The 15,177-nt window shown below is 75.2% G+C and carries 13 protein-coding genes; 4 read left to right on the plus strand and 9 right to left on the minus strand.

Translation table 11 applies throughout. The features are described 5' to 3' along the window. The first annotated feature begins 7 nt into the window (after positions 1-7). From ACZ4W9_RS04330 to ACZ4W9_RS04345, 4 genes are all read left to right on the plus strand, one after another. A complete protein-coding gene (locus tag ACZ4W9_RS04330; protein ID WP_467933070.1) occupies positions 8-835 on the plus strand; it encodes a class I SAM-dependent methyltransferase in 828 nt (275 codons plus the stop codon). Between the two features lie 102 nt (positions 836-937). After that, on the plus strand, positions 938-2,518 hold the full coding sequence (locus ACZ4W9_RS04335) for a class I adenylate-forming enzyme family protein (RefSeq protein ID WP_467933071.1): 1,581 nt from the start codon (positions 938-940) through the stop codon (positions 2,516-2,518). A 42-nt stretch (positions 2,519-2,560) separates the two neighbouring features. After that, positions 2,561-3,808 (plus strand): 5-aminolevulinate synthase, encoded by a 1,248-nt coding sequence (gene hemA / locus ACZ4W9_RS04340; protein WP_467933072.1) that lies wholly within the window; start codon positions 2,561-2,563, stop codon positions 3,806-3,808. Continuing rightward, on the plus strand, positions 3,805-5,331 hold the full coding sequence (locus ACZ4W9_RS04345; RefSeq protein ID WP_467933074.1) for a long-chain-fatty-acid--CoA ligase: 1,527 nt from the start codon (positions 3,805-3,807) through the stop codon (positions 5,329-5,331). Before hemA ends, ACZ4W9_RS04345 begins: the two co-directional genes overlap by 4 nt. 41 nt (positions 5,332-5,372) lie before the next feature. Here ACZ4W9_RS04345 and ACZ4W9_RS04350 read toward each other — a convergent pair whose 3' ends face one another. The 9 genes from ACZ4W9_RS04350 to ACZ4W9_RS04390 are packed head-to-tail and all read right to left on the minus strand — an operon-like array spanning position 5,373 to position 14,135. Continuing rightward, complete coding sequence (locus ACZ4W9_RS04350; RefSeq protein WP_467933076.1) at positions 5,373-6,212, minus strand: class I SAM-dependent methyltransferase; 840 nt, start codon at positions 6,210-6,212, stop codon at positions 5,373-5,375. Continuing rightward, on the minus strand, positions 6,206-6,970 hold the full coding sequence (locus ACZ4W9_RS04355; RefSeq protein WP_467933077.1) for an alpha/beta fold hydrolase: 765 nt from the start codon (positions 6,968-6,970) through the stop codon (positions 6,206-6,208). Before ACZ4W9_RS04355 ends, ACZ4W9_RS04350 begins: the two co-directional genes overlap by 7 nt. After that, positions 6,967-7,605: a LysR substrate-binding domain-containing protein gene (locus ACZ4W9_RS04360; RefSeq protein ID WP_467933079.1), complete on the minus strand. Its 639-nt coding sequence runs from the start codon at positions 7,603-7,605 to the stop codon at positions 6,967-6,969. The genes ACZ4W9_RS04355 and ACZ4W9_RS04360 overlap by 4 nt, the downstream gene beginning before the upstream one ends. 15 nt (positions 7,606-7,620) lie before the next feature. Next, positions 7,621-8,346 (minus strand): DUF6182 family protein, encoded by a 726-nt coding sequence (locus ACZ4W9_RS04365; protein WP_467933081.1) that lies wholly within the window; start codon positions 8,344-8,346, stop codon positions 7,621-7,623. Continuing rightward, the gene (locus tag ACZ4W9_RS04370) at positions 8,343-9,491 is read right to left on the minus strand and encodes a hypothetical protein (protein WP_467933082.1); all 1,149 of its coding nucleotides are present in this window, start codon (positions 9,489-9,491) and stop codon (positions 8,343-8,345) included. Before ACZ4W9_RS04370 ends, ACZ4W9_RS04365 begins: the two co-directional genes overlap by 4 nt. Further along, entirely contained in the window at positions 9,488-10,906 is a 1,419-nt protein-coding gene (locus tag ACZ4W9_RS04375; protein ID WP_467933083.1) for an NAD(P)/FAD-dependent oxidoreductase, read from the minus strand. The genes ACZ4W9_RS04370 and ACZ4W9_RS04375 overlap by 4 nt, the downstream gene beginning before the upstream one ends. Before the next feature lies 1 nt (position 10,907). After that, positions 10,908-11,765 carry a class I SAM-dependent methyltransferase gene (locus ACZ4W9_RS04380; protein WP_467933084.1) on the minus strand — a complete coding sequence of 286 codons (858 nt, stop codon included), beginning with the start codon at positions 11,763-11,765 and terminating at the stop codon, positions 10,908-10,910. Further along, positions 11,762-13,498 (minus strand): GH3 family acyl-acid amido synthetase, encoded by a 1,737-nt coding sequence (locus ACZ4W9_RS04385; protein WP_467933086.1) that lies wholly within the window; start codon positions 13,496-13,498, stop codon positions 11,762-11,764. Before ACZ4W9_RS04385 ends, ACZ4W9_RS04380 begins: the two co-directional genes overlap by 4 nt. Then, positions 13,485-14,135: a hypothetical protein gene (locus ACZ4W9_RS04390; RefSeq protein WP_467933087.1), complete on the minus strand. Its 651-nt coding sequence runs from the start codon at positions 14,133-14,135 to the stop codon at positions 13,485-13,487. Before ACZ4W9_RS04390 ends, ACZ4W9_RS04385 begins: the two co-directional genes overlap by 14 nt. Positions 14,136-15,177 lie beyond the last annotated feature (1,042 nt).

A 15,177-nucleotide genomic window follows, 5' to 3' on the forward strand; every position in this document is an offset into this window, starting at 1 on the left:
GCAACTGATGGAAGCCGTCTCGTACACCGCCCAATGGACGGCCGCGGCGCGCGCGCTGGAGACCGAACGCGGCGACCGGGCGACCTTGCGCGACCCCTTCGCCCGCGCGCTGGCCGCGCCCCGCGGATTCGAGCTGCTGGAGAAGAACCAGGGCAGTGGACTGGCCACGTTCATCGCCATCCGCACCCGATATCTGGACGAGAGCATCGCGCAGATCCTTGCGGACAACGACATCCGGCAGATCGTGTTCGTCGCCGCCGGCATGGACACCCGCCCCTTCCGGCTCGACTGGCCGGACGAGGCGATCGTGTACGAGGTCGACTTCCCGGCGCTGCTCGAGGAGAAGCGCCGCCGGCTGGCCGCGCTGGACGCCCGGCCGCGGGTGACCCGCCGCGAGGTGGCCGTCGACCTGCGCAAGGACTGGCTGCCGGACCTCGAACGGTCCGGGTTCGACCGGGACGGCGCCACCCTGTGGATCGTCGAGGGGCTGCTGTTCTTCCTCACCGAGGAGCAGGCGACCGGTCTGCTGCGGGCGCTGGGCTCGGCGTCGGCGCCGGGCAGCTGGCTGGGCGTGGACTTCGTCAGCCAGGCGCTGCTGCGCAGCCCGTTCTCCCGGGACTTCCGGCGCAAGCTGGAGGAGGACGGCACGCCGTGGCTGTTCGGCACCGACGAGCCCGAGGAGTATCTGGCCGGCCTCGGCTGGAAGGCGCGCGACGTGAAGGAGCCCGGCGAGCCGAGCACCGCGCACGACGACTGGCCGTTCCAGGTGCAGCCCCGGGACCGCAAGGGTCCCTCGCGCAGCTGGCTGGTGCGCGCCGAGTACGTGGGCGGCTGAGCGCCCACACCTGACGCGGGGGCCCCGTCCGTACCCCCTCGGGTCCACCCGTGAGGACTCCCCCTGTCAGTCAAGGATTCCGGGTCGAAGGGAGAGATCGGTATGGCGACCGACAGCGGGGAATGGTGGGCGGCGGCGGGAGGCTACGTGGCCGAACTGCTCACCGTTCTCGCGATGGAACCGGACAGGCCGGTCCTGCACTACCGCGGTTCCTGGGTGACCGGGGGCGCGCACATCGGCTCGGTGACCGGGATCTACCGGGCGCTGCACGAGGCCGGCGTGGGCCACGGCACGGTCGTCGGGGTGCTGACCTCGTCGAACAGCCCGGAGATCCTCGGGGTGCGGCACGCGGCCCATCTGCACCGGGCCGCGGTCGCGCACCTGCGGTCGACCAACCCGGGGTCGAGCACGGCGATGCTGTCGGTCGACGACCAGCTGGAGATCCTGCGCTCCACCGGCGCGGCCGTGCTGTACGCCGACGCGGACAGCGCCGGACGCGCGGCCGAGCTGGCGGAGCTGGCCGGCGTACCGCTGATCGGGCCCCGGGTGCCCGGTGCCCGGCACGTCGTACCGGGGGACGATCCGGGACCGGCGAAGGTCGTGCCGTGGTCGCCGGAGGATCTCGCGGCCATCGCGTTCACCAGCGGCAGCACCGGGCGGCCGAAGGGCATCAGGAAGTCGCGGCGGTCCTGGGACAGCGTGGCGTACGGCACGATCGCCCTGGGCCGGGAGGCCGAGGAGATCACGGCGGTGGTGGTGACCCCGCTGGGCCAGACGGTCGGGCAGCTCGCCGATGCCGCGCTGATCGACCGGGGCCGGCTGGTGCTGCTGGAGGAGTTCACCCCGGACGCCTTCCTCGGCGCGGTCCGGGAGCACACGGGGACGCGGACCTTCATGGCCACCAGCCATCTGTACCGGCTGCTGGACCGCCTGGAGGAGCTGGGGCTGCGGGACACGGAGGCCGCCGGACTGGCGAGCCTGCGCCGCATCGACTACGCGGGCAGCCCGGCGGCTCCGGCCCGGCTCGCCGAGGCCGTGAAGCTGTTCGGCGCCGGGCTGTTCCAGCAGTACGGCACCTCCGAGAGCGCCCGGATCACCTGTCTGTCGGGGGAGGACCACACCGATCCGGAGCTGCTGGCGACGGTGGGGCGTCCGTTCCCCGGGGTGGAGATCGGCTTCAGCGACCTGGAGACGGGCGCCCCGCTCGACGACGGGCAGGTCGGTGAGGTGCGGGTGCGCTCCCCGCACGTCATGGACGGCTATCTGGACGAGGCGCTGACCAGGCAGGTGCTGCGGGACGGCTGGTACCACACCGGCGACATCGGCTACCGCGACGAGCGCGGCTATCTGCGGCTGCTGGACCGGGTCGCCGACATGGTCAAGATCGACGGGGTCAAGGTGTACCCCACGGTGGTCGAGCGCGCGATGCTGACGATCCCGGGGATCGCGCAGTCGGTCGTGTACGGCTTCCTCGGCGAGGACGGCTTCGAGCATCTGCACGCGGCGATCACCCTGCGCCCGGGCGCCCGTGTGGGTGTCGACGCGGTGCGCGGCCACCTCGGCAACATCCTCTCGCCGGCACATGTCCCCGAACGGGTCCTCGTCCTGGACGAGATCCCCCTGAACGCCGCCGGCAAGCCCGACAAACCACGCCTGCGACTGGAACACGCGTCGCACGCCTGACAGCAGGCAGGACACCGATCCTCACCGACGATTCGGAGCATCATGCCCAGCCATCTGGAATATTTCAGCACCGAGGTCCCTCCGGAGCAGACGCGCACGCGCACGTTCCTCGAGATCGGCAGGCGCGCCGGGCACTTCCCGAGCGCCGTGGCACGGGTCCCCGACGGGGACACCGAGGTGAGCGTGTGGTGCAGCAACGACTATCTCGGCATGGGGCAGCATCCGCTGGTGCTGGCCGCCGTGCACGACGCCGTCGCCAAGTTCGGCGCGGGGTCGGGCGGTTCGCGCAACATCGGCGGCACCAACCACTGCCATGTCGAGCTGGAGCGGGAACTCGCCGACTGGCACGGCAAGGACGCGGCGCTGCTGTTCACCTCCGGGTACACCGCCAACGACGGCGCGCTGACCGTCCTCGCCGGCACGCCGTCGAACACGGTCGTGTTCTCCGACGAGTTGAACCACGCCTCGATCATCGACGGGCTGCGGCACAGCGGCGCCACGAAGCGGATCTTCCGGCACAACGACGTCGGTCACCTCGAGCGGCTGCTCGCCGAGACCGACCCGGCGCTGCCGAAGCTGATCGTGCTGGAGTCCATCTACTCGATGTCGGGTGACGTCGCCCCGCTGGCCGAGGTGGCGGACCTGGCCGAGCGGTACGGGGCCACGACGTTCCTGGACGAGGTGCACGCGATCGGCATGTACGGGCCCGAGGGCGCCGGGGTCGCGGCGCGCGAGGGCATCGCCGACCGGTTCGACGTCATCATGGGGACGCTGGCCAAGGGGATCGGCACGGTGGGCGGTTACATCGCCGGGCCGAACGCGCTGATCGACTACGTCCGGGCCGTCTCCCGGGCGTTCGTCTTCACCACCTCGCTGCCGCCGGCCACGGCGGCGGGCGCGCTCGCCGCGGTGCGGCACCTGCGCGGGTCCGAGGAGGAGCGGCGGCGGCTCGCGGAGAACGCCCGTCTGCTGCACCGGCTGCTGGACGAGGCCGACATCCCGTACAAGTCCTCCGACTCGCACATCGTCTCGGCGCTGGTCGGCGACGACGCGCTGTGCAAGCAGGCGTCCGCGCTGCTGCTCGACCGGCACCGCATCTATGTGCAGGCGATCAACGCCCCCAGTGTGCGGGAGGGCGACGAGCTGCTGCGGATCGCGCCGTCGGCGTCGCACACGACGACCGACGTGAAGAAGTTCGCAGAGGCGCTCGCGGGCATCTGGCTGGAGCTGTCCATCCCGTCCGCCTCGGTGCGGGCGAAGGAGTCCGCGGACGTGAAGGAACCGGTGTGACCCGACCGCTGGCCGCCGTGCTCGCCGACACCGCGGCACGGCGGCCAAACGCGCCGGCGCTGGTCTTCGGGTCCACCACCGTCGGCTACGGGACGCTGTGGGAACGGGCCCGCGGCTGTGCGGCCGAGCTGCGCCGGCACGGGATCGGCCCGGGCGACCGGGTCGCGCTGCTGCTGCCCGACGGCCCGCGGTTCCCGGTGGCCTACTACGGCGTGCTCGCGCTGGGTGCCACCGTGGTCCCGCTGCACGCCCGCTTCCGGGCCGGGGAGATCGAGTTCGTGCTCGCCGACAGCGGCGCGCGGGGGCTGATCTGCGCGGAGACGACGGTGGAGGAGGGCGCGAAGGCGGCGGCGGCCACCGGTGCCACGCTGTTCACGTTCGGCGCCGGGTTCGCCGACGGGGTGCGGCTGGACCCGCCCGACCCCGCTCCCCTCCTCCCGGGCCACGTGCCGGTGGCGCCGGACGCCATCGCGGCGATCCTGTACACCTCGGGCACCACCGGCCGCCCCAAGGGGGCCGTGCTCACGCACCGCAACGTCGTGACCAACATCGAGGTGACGGCCGTCTCCCCGTTCGCCGCCCGGTCCGACGACGTCCTGCTGTGCGCCCTTCCGCTGTCCCACACCTTCGGCCAGACCTGTGTGATGGGCGTGGCGTTCCACACCGGGGCGACGGTCGTGCTGATGCCCCGGTTCGACGCGGGCGCCGCGCTGGAGCTGATGGTCCGGCACGGCTGCACGGTGTTCATGGGGGTGCCGACGATGTACCACGCCCTGTTGGAGGCGGTGGCGAACGGTGTCCCGGCCCCGCGGCTGCGCCGGGTGTACAGCGGGGGTTCGGCGCTGGCGGTGCCGGTGCTGGAGCGGGTCGAGGAGGTCTTCGGCTGCCGGGTGTACGAGGGGTACGGGCTGACCGAGACCTCCCCGTGCGTCGCCTACAACCAGCCGGGCTCGGTCACCCGGCCGGGCACGGTCGGCACGCCGATCGCCGGGGTGGAGGTCGGCATCGCCCGCGCCGGGCTGGAGGGCCGCATCGAGCTGCTGCCCGCGGGCACCGTGGGCGAGGTCGTGATCCGCGGGCACAACGTGATGGCCGGTTACCTGGGGCTGCCCGAGGAGACGGCGGCCGTGCTCGTGGACGGCTGGTTCCGCTCGGGGGACCTCGGCGTGCTGGAGGAGGACGGCCTGCTGCGGCTGGTCGACCGGAAGAAGGACGTCGTGCTGCGCGGCGGCTACAACGTCTATCCCCGGGAGGTCGAGGAGGTGCTGCTGCGCCATCCCGCCGTGGAGCAGGCCGCGGTGATCGGCCTTCCGGACGAGCGGCTGGGCGAGGAGGTGTGCGCGGTGGTGGTGCCCCGTCCCGGGTTCGCGCCCGGTGCCGCGCTGGCCGCCGACCTGGTCGCCTTCGGCCGGGACCGGCTGGCGGGCTACAAGTGTCCGCGCCGGGTGGAGTTCGTGGAGGCGCTGCCCACCGGTCACAGCGGCAAGGTGCTCAAGCGCCGGCTGGTGGAGCGCTACGCGTAGGGCGCCCGGGCCGGGTGCGCGGGGCGCACCCGGCCGTGGACTCACACGGTGCCGACGGCGAGGACGTTGCCCTCGCTGATGTAGGCGTCGGGGTCGTCCAGCGGGTGGCCGGGTCCCGCCGGGTCGGTGAACCGCCGCCAGGCATCGCTCTGCCCGAGGGCGAGGGCCTGGTGGGCGATCCGCGCGCAGGCCGCCGCGTAGAAGTCCCGGGCCGCCTCGGTCAGCGGGGCGTGGTGCTCGATGAGGACGGTGCGCCGGCGCACCTCGGTGAGCCCGGCGCGCTTGAGGTGGCGGTCCAGGTCGCGGGTGCGCAGGAGCTGGCGGGCGTAGCCGGGGCCGGTGCCGGCGGCCCGGAAGAAGTCGGTGAACAGGTAGGGGTCGCCGGGGCGGGCGGTGATCAGGCGGGCGTCCAGGTCCTTGACGGCGACGATCCCGCCGGGGCGTACGACGCGCCGCAACTCAGCCAGGGCAACGGTGAGTTGGTCGTCGTCCAGGTACTGGGTGGTGTTGGCGCACCAGGCGGCGTCGAAGGCGTCGTCGGGGTACGGCAGGGCGAGCAGGTCGGCCTGCCGCACCTCCACCGGGCAGACCAGCCGCCAGGCGGCGGCGCGTTCGGCGGCGAGCCGGGCGTTCTCCCCGGCGAGGTCGACGGCGGTGATCCGGCCGGCCGGTCCGGTGCGGGCGGCGAGGTGCGGCAGGTAGTCGCCGGGGCCGCAGCCCGCGTCCAGGATGTGCCCGCCGGCCGGCAGTCCGGCCTCGGCGAGCAGGCTCAGATAGGTGTCCTCGCAGGCGCGGAAGTGGGCGTCGACGACGGTGTGGTGGGTGAAGCCGAGTCCGGTGGAGGTGGTGTACCCCCACTCCTGGTGGTCGCGGGTCACCATGCCGGGGCTCCGGCCTCGGCGAGGAAGGCGTGCAGGGCGCCGGTGACGGCCTCGGGGGTCTCCAGCGGCGGCAGGTGGCCGGCGCCGGGCACGGTGACGAGGCGCCCCAGCGGGAGGGTGCCGGCGACGTGCCGGGATTCGGCGGCGGTCACCAGCGCGTCCTCCTCCCCCGCGACGACGAGGGCGGGCACCCGGGCGGTGCGCAGCACGTCGGTGGAGTCGGGCCGGTCCGCGATGGCCCGCTGGGCCCAGGCCAGCGCGGCGGGGTCGGCCGCCGCCGCGTCGGCGTGGACGCGGGCGAGGACGTCGGGGCGGGTGGCCCGGGTGGTGGCGCCGACCAGCGCCGGCGTGGTCCGCGCCAGGAGCTCACGACGGGGTCCGTCCTGCTGGACGAGGTCCGCGAACCGGTGGCGCCGGGCGGCGGCCTCCGGGGTGTCGGCGGTGGCCCGGGCGGCGAGCAGGGCGAGGCCGGCGACCCGGCCGGGATGGCGGCGCAGGAACGCCATGGCCGTGTAGCCGCCCATGGAGGAGCCCACCAGGACCGCCCGGCCGGCGCCGTGCGCGTCGAGGGTGCGGGCCAGGTCGTCGGCCAGGACGTCGAGGGAGGGCGGGGCGGTGCCGAGGGGGGCGGTGCCGAAGCCCCGCTGGTCGACGGCGAGCACCGGGTGCCCGTGCGCACGCAGCGCGTCGGCGGTCTCGCGCCACATGCCGGCGTGCAGGGTGAGGGCGTGCAGCAGCACGACGGGGGTGGTGGTCATCGGGTGGCCCGCCGTTCCGCCGTCGCGATGAAGTCCCTTATGTGTGCGGGAAGTTCGCGGGAGCGGGGCCAGGCGAGGGTGACCGGGGCGGGTGGCAGGTCGTGGACCGGGACGACGCGGACGCCGGCCGGGGCGAGGTCGGCGAGGGAGAGCACCGACAGGTGCACGCCCGCGCCGCCGGCCACCAGGCGCATCATCTCGGGGACGGTCGCGACCCGGTGCCGGCGGCGCAGGGGGCGTCCGGCGGGGGTGAGCGGCGGGACCACCTCGTCCCAGATGTAGGCGGGGAAGTCGCCGGGCCGGTCGAAGCAGTCGTAGGCGGCGACGTCCTCCACGGAGACGCGGTCGTGGGCGGCGAGCGGATGGTGGGCCGCGACGACGACGGCGCGGGCGTCCCGGGCGAGGGTGCGGGTGGTGGCCAGATCGGGTTCCCGGACGGCGAACTTGGCGATGATCACGTCCTGCCGGCCGGCGCGCACGGCCCGGAACGGGTCGGCGATGTCGTACTCGCTCAAGTGGACACCGGTCTCGTCGCGGCCGGCGAGCCGGATGATGTCGGACGCCACGGAGGCGGAGCCGTGGTAGCCGAGCCGGACGAGCCGGCTGTCGAGGACGGTCGGGGCTGCTTCGGGCATGGCGGGCTTCCTCGGTCAGTGGTGTGCGGACAGGGCGGCGGCGGCCCGGAGCCGGCCGGGCAGCCAGGGGTCGGGGACGGCGCGCACCCGGGTGAGGGGTCCGGGCAGGGCGGTCAGGCGCGGCACGCGGTGCAGGGTGATCCGGTCGCCGGGGCCGACGAGGCCGTCGAGGACGGCTTCGGCGAGGACGTGGTTGAGGTGGACCAGGGCCTCGGCGACCGCGCAGCCGGCGGTGGCGAGGTACAGGCCGTGCGCGGCGGGGGCGCGTCCCGGTGGCGGGCCACCGGGGACGGTGACGGTCCGGGCGGGGCCGGACGGCACCTCGTCCGGGGCGTCGAACAGCTTCAGCAGCCTGCGCAGGGTCGCGCTGCCGGCGGCGGGTCCGGGCGCGGTCCAGGCCGCGGAGCCGTCGGCGGCGCGGTGCGCGAAGGAGAACCGGTCGCGCAGGTGGTCGGGGTTGCCCGCGAGGAACACGGTGCGGGTGAAGGCGGCCCGCCAGTCGGCCGCCGGTCCGGGCGGCAGGGCGAGGACGAAGGCGCAGGTGTCCCGCGCCCAGCGGGCCAGGTCGACGTCCCGGACCACGACGGCGGCCAGGGTCCGGCCGTCCTCCTCGGCGAGGTGCCGGTGGGCGGCGAGGAGACCGTCGTGGGCGGCGAGGTCGTACCGGGCGGCCAGGCCGGGACGGGCCGCCCGGATGCGGGCGGCGGTGTGCTCGTGCAGCAGCCGCTGGGTCGGGGTCATAGGTACACCGAGGTCAGGAGGTCGAGTCCGGGGGCGGCCCGGCGTCTGCCGAGCAGTCCGGAGGTGAGCCGGTAGGGGTCGACGTGGAGGTGGTCCTTGCGGTGCCGGGCGAGGCGGGCGGGCAGCGGCTCGGTCCGCTCCCGCCCGGCCGCCGCCAGGAGGCGTCCGGCCCGTTTCAGGCTCTGGGCGAGCAGGTCGGGCCGGAACGACTCACCCTGTCCGGGCCCGAGGACGGCGATGAAGTACAGCCGCAGGCCGAGGCGTACGACGGCCGGGTCCTCGTCGGCGGTGGCGGCGAGCAGCGCGCCGGCGTGCACGTCCCGCCAGCCGCCGTGCCGGGCGGAGCGGACGGTGCCGTCGACGGGCACCCGGCCGACGGGAACCCGCCTGACGCCGGGCCCCAGTTCGGTCAGGACGCGCGCCAGCAGCCGGTGGTCGGCGTCGAGTTCGGTGTCGTAGAGGAGCACGATCTCGTCGTAGGCGGGGGCGAGCGGGAGCAGGTCGCGCAGGGCGCAGGCCAGGTAGTTGGGGTGGCCGTCGGCGGTGACCAGGCGGCGCAGCGGCAGCCCGTGGCGGGTGAGGTCCAGGAAGACCGGGCCGCCCACGGCGCGCTGGTCCAGGCACATGCCGAGGGCGGCGAGCCGGTCGAGCGCGCCCTGCAGGCCGAGGCCGGGCGGCTGGTGTTCGAGCAGCCCGGGGTCGTGCAGACCGAGGCGGGCGTAGTGCCCGCTCCACAGGGACAAAACGCGGGTGCTCGCCGGGTGCACCCAGCCGTGTTCGACCGCTTCGGCGTACGGCCGCAGGTGCCGGGCGTCGGGGCGCGGGGCGGCGCGGAAGGCCACGTACAGGGTGCCGATGTCCTCCTCGGTGAGGTCGTCGTAGTCGGTGTCGCCCTCGGTGCGGTCGAGGAACTCCCAGAAACCGAGGGTCTGTTCGGTGGGGTGGTAGGCGGTGTGGCTGTACCGGTAGGTGACGTCGGCCAGGGCGCGGGTGGCCCGGTACATCACGTCCGTCCACAGCAGGCCCTTGAGGTGGCTCGGGGTGAGCGGTTTGGACGGGGTGATGGTGATGGGGGCGAGCAGCACCCGGCGGGTGGTGTCCGGCGGCGCCCAGGGGGCCGCCGGTGCGGTGGTGAGGGCGGTCATACGGGGGCTCCTTCCGCCGCCGCCACGCAGCGCACGAGGCCGGCGCGGTCCGGGCCGGAGGGAGGCGGGGCGGCCGGGGCCCGGCGGGCCCGTTCCAGGAGAGCGGGGTCGCCGTACAGGTCGGCGGGCGGGGTGAGGGACATCAGCATGCGGGTCAGCGCCCGCCACACGGCGCCGTCGGTGCGGGCCGCGGCGGCGATCCGCTCGGCCGTGGCGGGGGCGGCGGGGGGTTCGACGCCTTCCACGGCGGCCCGCCAGCGGGTGACGCGGGCCCGGTCGGCGGCGGTGGCGTGCTCGTACCAGGGCCTGAACAGCCCGTCGGTCAGCGCGGCGGCGGCCCGGTGCTGCTCCACGGTGATGTCGGGCATGCGGGCGAGCAGGGCGGCGAGGCGGAAGGCGTGGTCGAGGGCGAGGGACATGCCCCGCCCGAACAGCGGGTTGGTGACGCAGGCCGCGTCCCCGACGGAGAACAGGCCCGCCACCGGCCGCTGGAGGGGTCCGGCCACGCCGCGCAGCACGTTGGCCGGCATGGTGATCGACCGGACCGGGGAGGCAGGCGTGCTCACGGCGGCGTCCAGCCAGGGGGCGAGGCCCGGGGTGACGCGGGCGGCGGCGGTGAACCCGGCCGGGGTGCGCAGGGCGTCCAGGGCGCGGTCGCCGGGGAGCGTGCCGAGGGCGATGGAGAAGGTGCCGTGGTCGCCGGGGTGGAGGACGCCGGCGTAGTGGGCGAAGATGTCGCCGGCCGCGTTGCCCCGGTTCAGCGGGCCCGGCCGGACGGCGGTGCGCAGCCGGTAGAACCGGGTGTGGCCGGCCAGCCCGGAGGGGCTGGTGAGGTCCGCGGCGACCGGGACGCCGGCCTGCTCCAGCCAGACGCGGGACCGGGCGCGGCGGCCCGTGGCGTCCAGGACGAGGTCGGCCGGGACGCGCTCGCCGTCGGTGGTGACGACGCCGCGGACGCGGGATGCGGCGCGGTCCAGTTCCAGGCCGCCGACGGTGGTGCGGTGCCGGACGGTGACGCCGGGCAGGTCGCGGACCGTGCGGTACAGCAGGAGTTCCAGGGTGGGGCGGCGGCAGCCGAGGCCCACCAGGTCGTCGTCGCCCGGCCGGGGCGCGCGGTCGGCGGCGGGCAGGGCGTCGGTGAGGCGGAGCAGCGGGGCGCCCGCCGCCCGCGCCCCGGCCAGGATGTCGGGGGCGTGGGTGCGCAGCACGCGTACGCCGAGCGAGGTCAGGGTGTGCGAGTGGTGGGCCTGCGGCACGGTGGGCCGGTGCTGCCAGCGCTCCACCGCCTCGCCGAGGGGGCCTTCGGGCGGGGCGGGGGCGCCGTCGAGGACCAGGACGGTCAGGCCGAGGCGGCTGAGCGCGAGGGCGGCGGCCAGTCCGGCGACCCCGCCTCCGGCGACGACTGCGGTCGGCATGTCAGCGCCGCCTGCCGTGCACGAAGAACACCCGCCGTACCTCGCGTGCGGAGCGCGGCGGCACGGGGTCGGGCCAGCGGCCGTAGTCGGCGTCCTCCTCGCCGGGCTGGGCGGCGCGCACGGTGAAGCCGTAGGCGTCGAAGAGCGCCTCGGGTTCGTCGCTGCCGAACAGCCAGGGGCAGCCCCAGCCGGCGAACACGTCGAGCAGGCCGCGCATGCCGGGCAGGGTGAGCGCGGCGGCGTTGACGATGTCGGCGGCGATCCGGCTGCCCGGGGCACAGAGCGCGGCGACCTGCTCCAGGATGCGGTGGGCGTCGGGTTCGGGGATGTAGTAGAGGAGCCCTTCCAGGAGCCAGGTGGAGGGGACGGCGGGGTCGTAGCCGGCCTCGCACAGCCGGTCGGGCCAGTCGTCGTCGGTGAGGTCGACGGCCACCTTGTGGTGGCGGACCCGGGGCTCGGCGCCGGCGAGGCACGCGTCCTTGTGGGCGAGGACGGCCGGCCGGTCCGCCTCGAACCAGCGCACGCGGTCCGGCCAGTCGAGGCGGTAGGCCCGGGAGTCCATGCCGGCGGGGGCCAGCACGATCTGGGTGGTGTCCGGGTCCCGGACGGCCTCCTGGAGGAAGTCGTCGAAGAACCGGGTGCGGATCGCGTTGTAGTCGGGGGTGCTGGGCAGGGTGCGCTCGCGTCCGGGCGGGAAGGTGGCCGCCCGTACCTCGGCGAGCAGGTCCGGCCCGATCTCGCCGGCGAGCCGCTCGGCGTACGGGTCCTCGTACAGCCGGTCCGGGCGCCGGGTCTCGGCGGCCCGCAGGGCGGCGGTCAGCAGCGCGGTCCGTTCCACGGCGTCCAGCTGGGTCGTCATGAGAGTGCCTCTTCCTTGGTGGTGGCGGGGTGCCGGGCGGGCGCGCGGCCGGTCAGCGAGGCCCACTGCTCCGGGTCCTGGCGGAAGATCCGGTCCTTGACCTGGGTGGGCCGGGTGCCGCCGTCGACCCGGGCCTGCCAGTCGCGCTGGAAGGCGTCCCGGTCCAGCGGGTGCAGGGCCGGGGCGGCGAGCAGGCCGCGGGCGCGGGCCGCGCGGTAGCCGGCGGACTCGCGGGCGAGGGCCTGGTCGAGCAGCCCGGTGAAACGGCGCGACTCCTCCGGGGTGACCGGGGTGAGCGGCGCGACGGCGAACTCGTAGCCGGCGGGTCCCGCCCCGGACGCGGTCACCCGGCAGGCTGCGCCGCGCAGTTCGAGGCCGGTGGCGCGCAGGGCGGCGTCCAGCGAGCGGATCACCTGGGCGTCCCTGAGGCGTTCCCCGGCGTGGTCCGAGCGGCCGGCACGCCCGGCGTACTCCAGGCGGGGGACGCCGTCGAGGTGGTCGACGACCCGTACGACATCGCCGACGGCGTACCGGTACAGGCCGCCGACGTGGCTGAAGACCACGTGGTAGTCGCGGCCCGGCTCCAGCTCGTGCGGGCGCAGGGTGACGGAGTCGGGGGCCGGGTCCTCGTCCGCGTCGAGGAACTCGTACACCGAGGCGGTCACCACGAGGCTGCCGGCGGTGGGATGCCGGTCCAGGGCGACGCCGACCGGGCCCTCGGACGCGGCGACCGGGGCGGGCAGCGCGGTGACGTGGACGCCGTACTCCTCGCGCAGCCGGGGCAGGTACAGCGCGGCGGCGGCGGTGGTCCAGCAGAACAGGGCGCGCATCCGGGGCCAGACGTGGGCCGGGCGGATCGTGTCGTGGCGGGCGGCGATCCGCTCCAGTCCGGCGGCGCGCTCCGGGTTCGGCGAGCCGTACGGCGACCCGCCGAGGGTGCCGTCGCGGACCTCCTTGACGATCCTCGGCCACCACAGGCGCAGTTGGTACGGCAGGGCCGCCACCATCGCGGGGTTGATCCCGATGACGCAGCGCACGTCGTGCTCCACGGCCAGCCGCAGCCGCAGGTACATCTTCTCGGTGTGTGCGCCGGCCGCGACCGGCACCGGCAGCATCGCCCAGGGTGCGCCGGTGCCAGGCTCGGCCGACAGCGGCTCGCCGAAGAAGCGGCCGAAGTCGGCCTGGCTGGCGCCGACATGGGGGCGGCCGGAGGCGGTGGTGGGCGGGGCGGAGACCGGATCGTGCTTGAGGTTGAGGACGGCGGCCGGGTGGGCGAGGACGTCCGGGAAGTGTTCGATCAGGGGTGCCCAGGCGGCGTAGTAGAAGGGGAAGAAGGTGGTGCGCATGAAGCGGGGCGTGACCGGGATCTTCTTGTGCGCGCCGGTGCTGCCGCTGCTGGTGAAGAAGAGGGCGGGCCGGTCGGCGGTCAGCACGTCCGGTTCGCCGGCGGCGGCGCGTTCGATGTACGGGGCGAGGTCGTCGTACGTCTGGAGGGGGACGGCCTCACGGTAGTCGTCGAGGGTGCGGACGCGGTCGAAGCCGTGCCGTCTGCCGAACTCGGTGCGGGAGTTGAACTCCAGCAGGTCGGCGAGGACGCGGCGCTGCTCGGCCTCGGGGCCGGCGAAGGCGGCGCGCAGGCGGCGGCGTTCGCCGAGCACGCGGTCGCGGTAGCGGCGCAGGCGGCCGGGGTCGGTCCAGTCCGGGACGGCGGGGGCGGATTCAGCGGAACTCACGGGTGAGCACCTCTCGTATCTCCGCCACGGTGTCCTCGGGGCGGTCGCGTTCGGGCAGCACGGTCACGGGCAGGTGCCGGATCTCGTCGTGCAGGAGCTTGGCCAGGTCGCGCTGGTAGCGGCGGAAGCCGTCCCGGTCCGGCCGTGGTCCGTAGTGCTCCAGGAGGTTCAGGGCGGCGCCGTACCGGGCCCGCCGCCAGGCCGTCTCGGGGCGTACGTCGAGGTAGAGGATCCGGCGGGGCCGGGGGAAGGTGCGCCACCAGGTGAGCGGCGGGCCGTCCGGCGCGCCGGCGAGCCGGCACTTGGCGAGCAGCTTGTAGTAGTACGAGTCCACGATCACCGGGGTGTCCGGGTCGCCCTGGCACAACTGGTCGCGCAGGTGGACGACCCCGGTCTGGACCAGGGTGGCGAAGAACTCCGGGGACCAGGCGGCGGGGTGGGCCGCGACGTCCCGCAGGGCGTGCCGCCGCAGCCGGCCGATCAGCGCGTGCTCCGGGCCGAGGAACGCGTCGTCGAGCGACAGCACCCGCCATCCGGGCGCGTTCCGGCCGAGCCGGTCCAGCGCCGAGGACTTGCCCGCGTAGTCGGGCCCGAGCAGTACGCAGAACGGCGGGTGTCCCCCACTGCCGACGGTCATCGATCCTCCCCCTGCACGGCGTCAGATGATCAGGCGGCTGGGGACCGTGACGACCGGCCAACCGCTTCGATCATGCAAACAGAGGCCGGGAACGGCGGACTCTCCCCACTGCCACCGGCTGGTAACGCGCTTGTCTGCGGGGGTGATTGACCCGGGGTGGGGCGGGGGTGGGGTGTCGATGGGGGGCCGGGCGAGGTGGCCGGGCGCGCAGGACGCGGGCGGGGCCGGGGGCGGGGTGGGTGACGGCGGCACGCGGAAGCCGGCGCCGGCTCGCGTGTCCGGCGACGGCACGGAGCGTCCTTGACCGCCGGTCCGGTCCCGGAGGCTGCCTCGGTGTCGGGTGCCGCGATGTTGCCGTAGGCGAACACCGGTGTTCCGCAATGGCCTTCGCGTCCCCGGCGCCGCCGTGCGACCGGGTCGCTTCCCGCCACCCCGCCGCCGCCCGAGGTGTCGTGCGGCGGCGGTGTACTCCCCTTCGGTGCGGGAGTTCGGGGGCGCGGCTCGCCGGGGCCGGCCTCACACGGACCGCCGGGACCGGCGTACGACGCGCGCCACCCCCTGCGGGGCCCGGCGGACAAGACACAGGAACCGGACCCAGCCAGCGGCCCGGCGGACGACGGCACCGGTGCTCGGGGGCGGTGACCCAGCGGGACCGGTGACGCGTGGGCCGGCGGGATCGACGTACGGCGCGTAGCACCCCTGCGGGGCCCGGCGGACAAGACGCAGGAACCGGACCCAGCCAGCGGCCCGGCGGACGACGGCACCGGTGCTCGGGGGCGGTGACCCAGCGGGACCGCTGACGCGTGGGCCGACGGGATCGACGTACGGCGCGTAGCACCCCTGCGGGGCCCGGCGGACAAGACACAGGAACCGGACCCAGCCAGCGGCCCGGCGGACGACGGCACCGGTGTCCGGGGGCGGTGACCCAGCGGGACCGGTGACCCGTGGGCCGACGGGATCGACGTACGGCGCGTAGCACCCCTGCGGGGCCCGGCGGACAAGACACAGGAACCGGACCCAGCCAGCGGCCCGGCGGACGACG

This window comes from Streptomyces sp. NPDC029296, assembly GCF_055569255.1.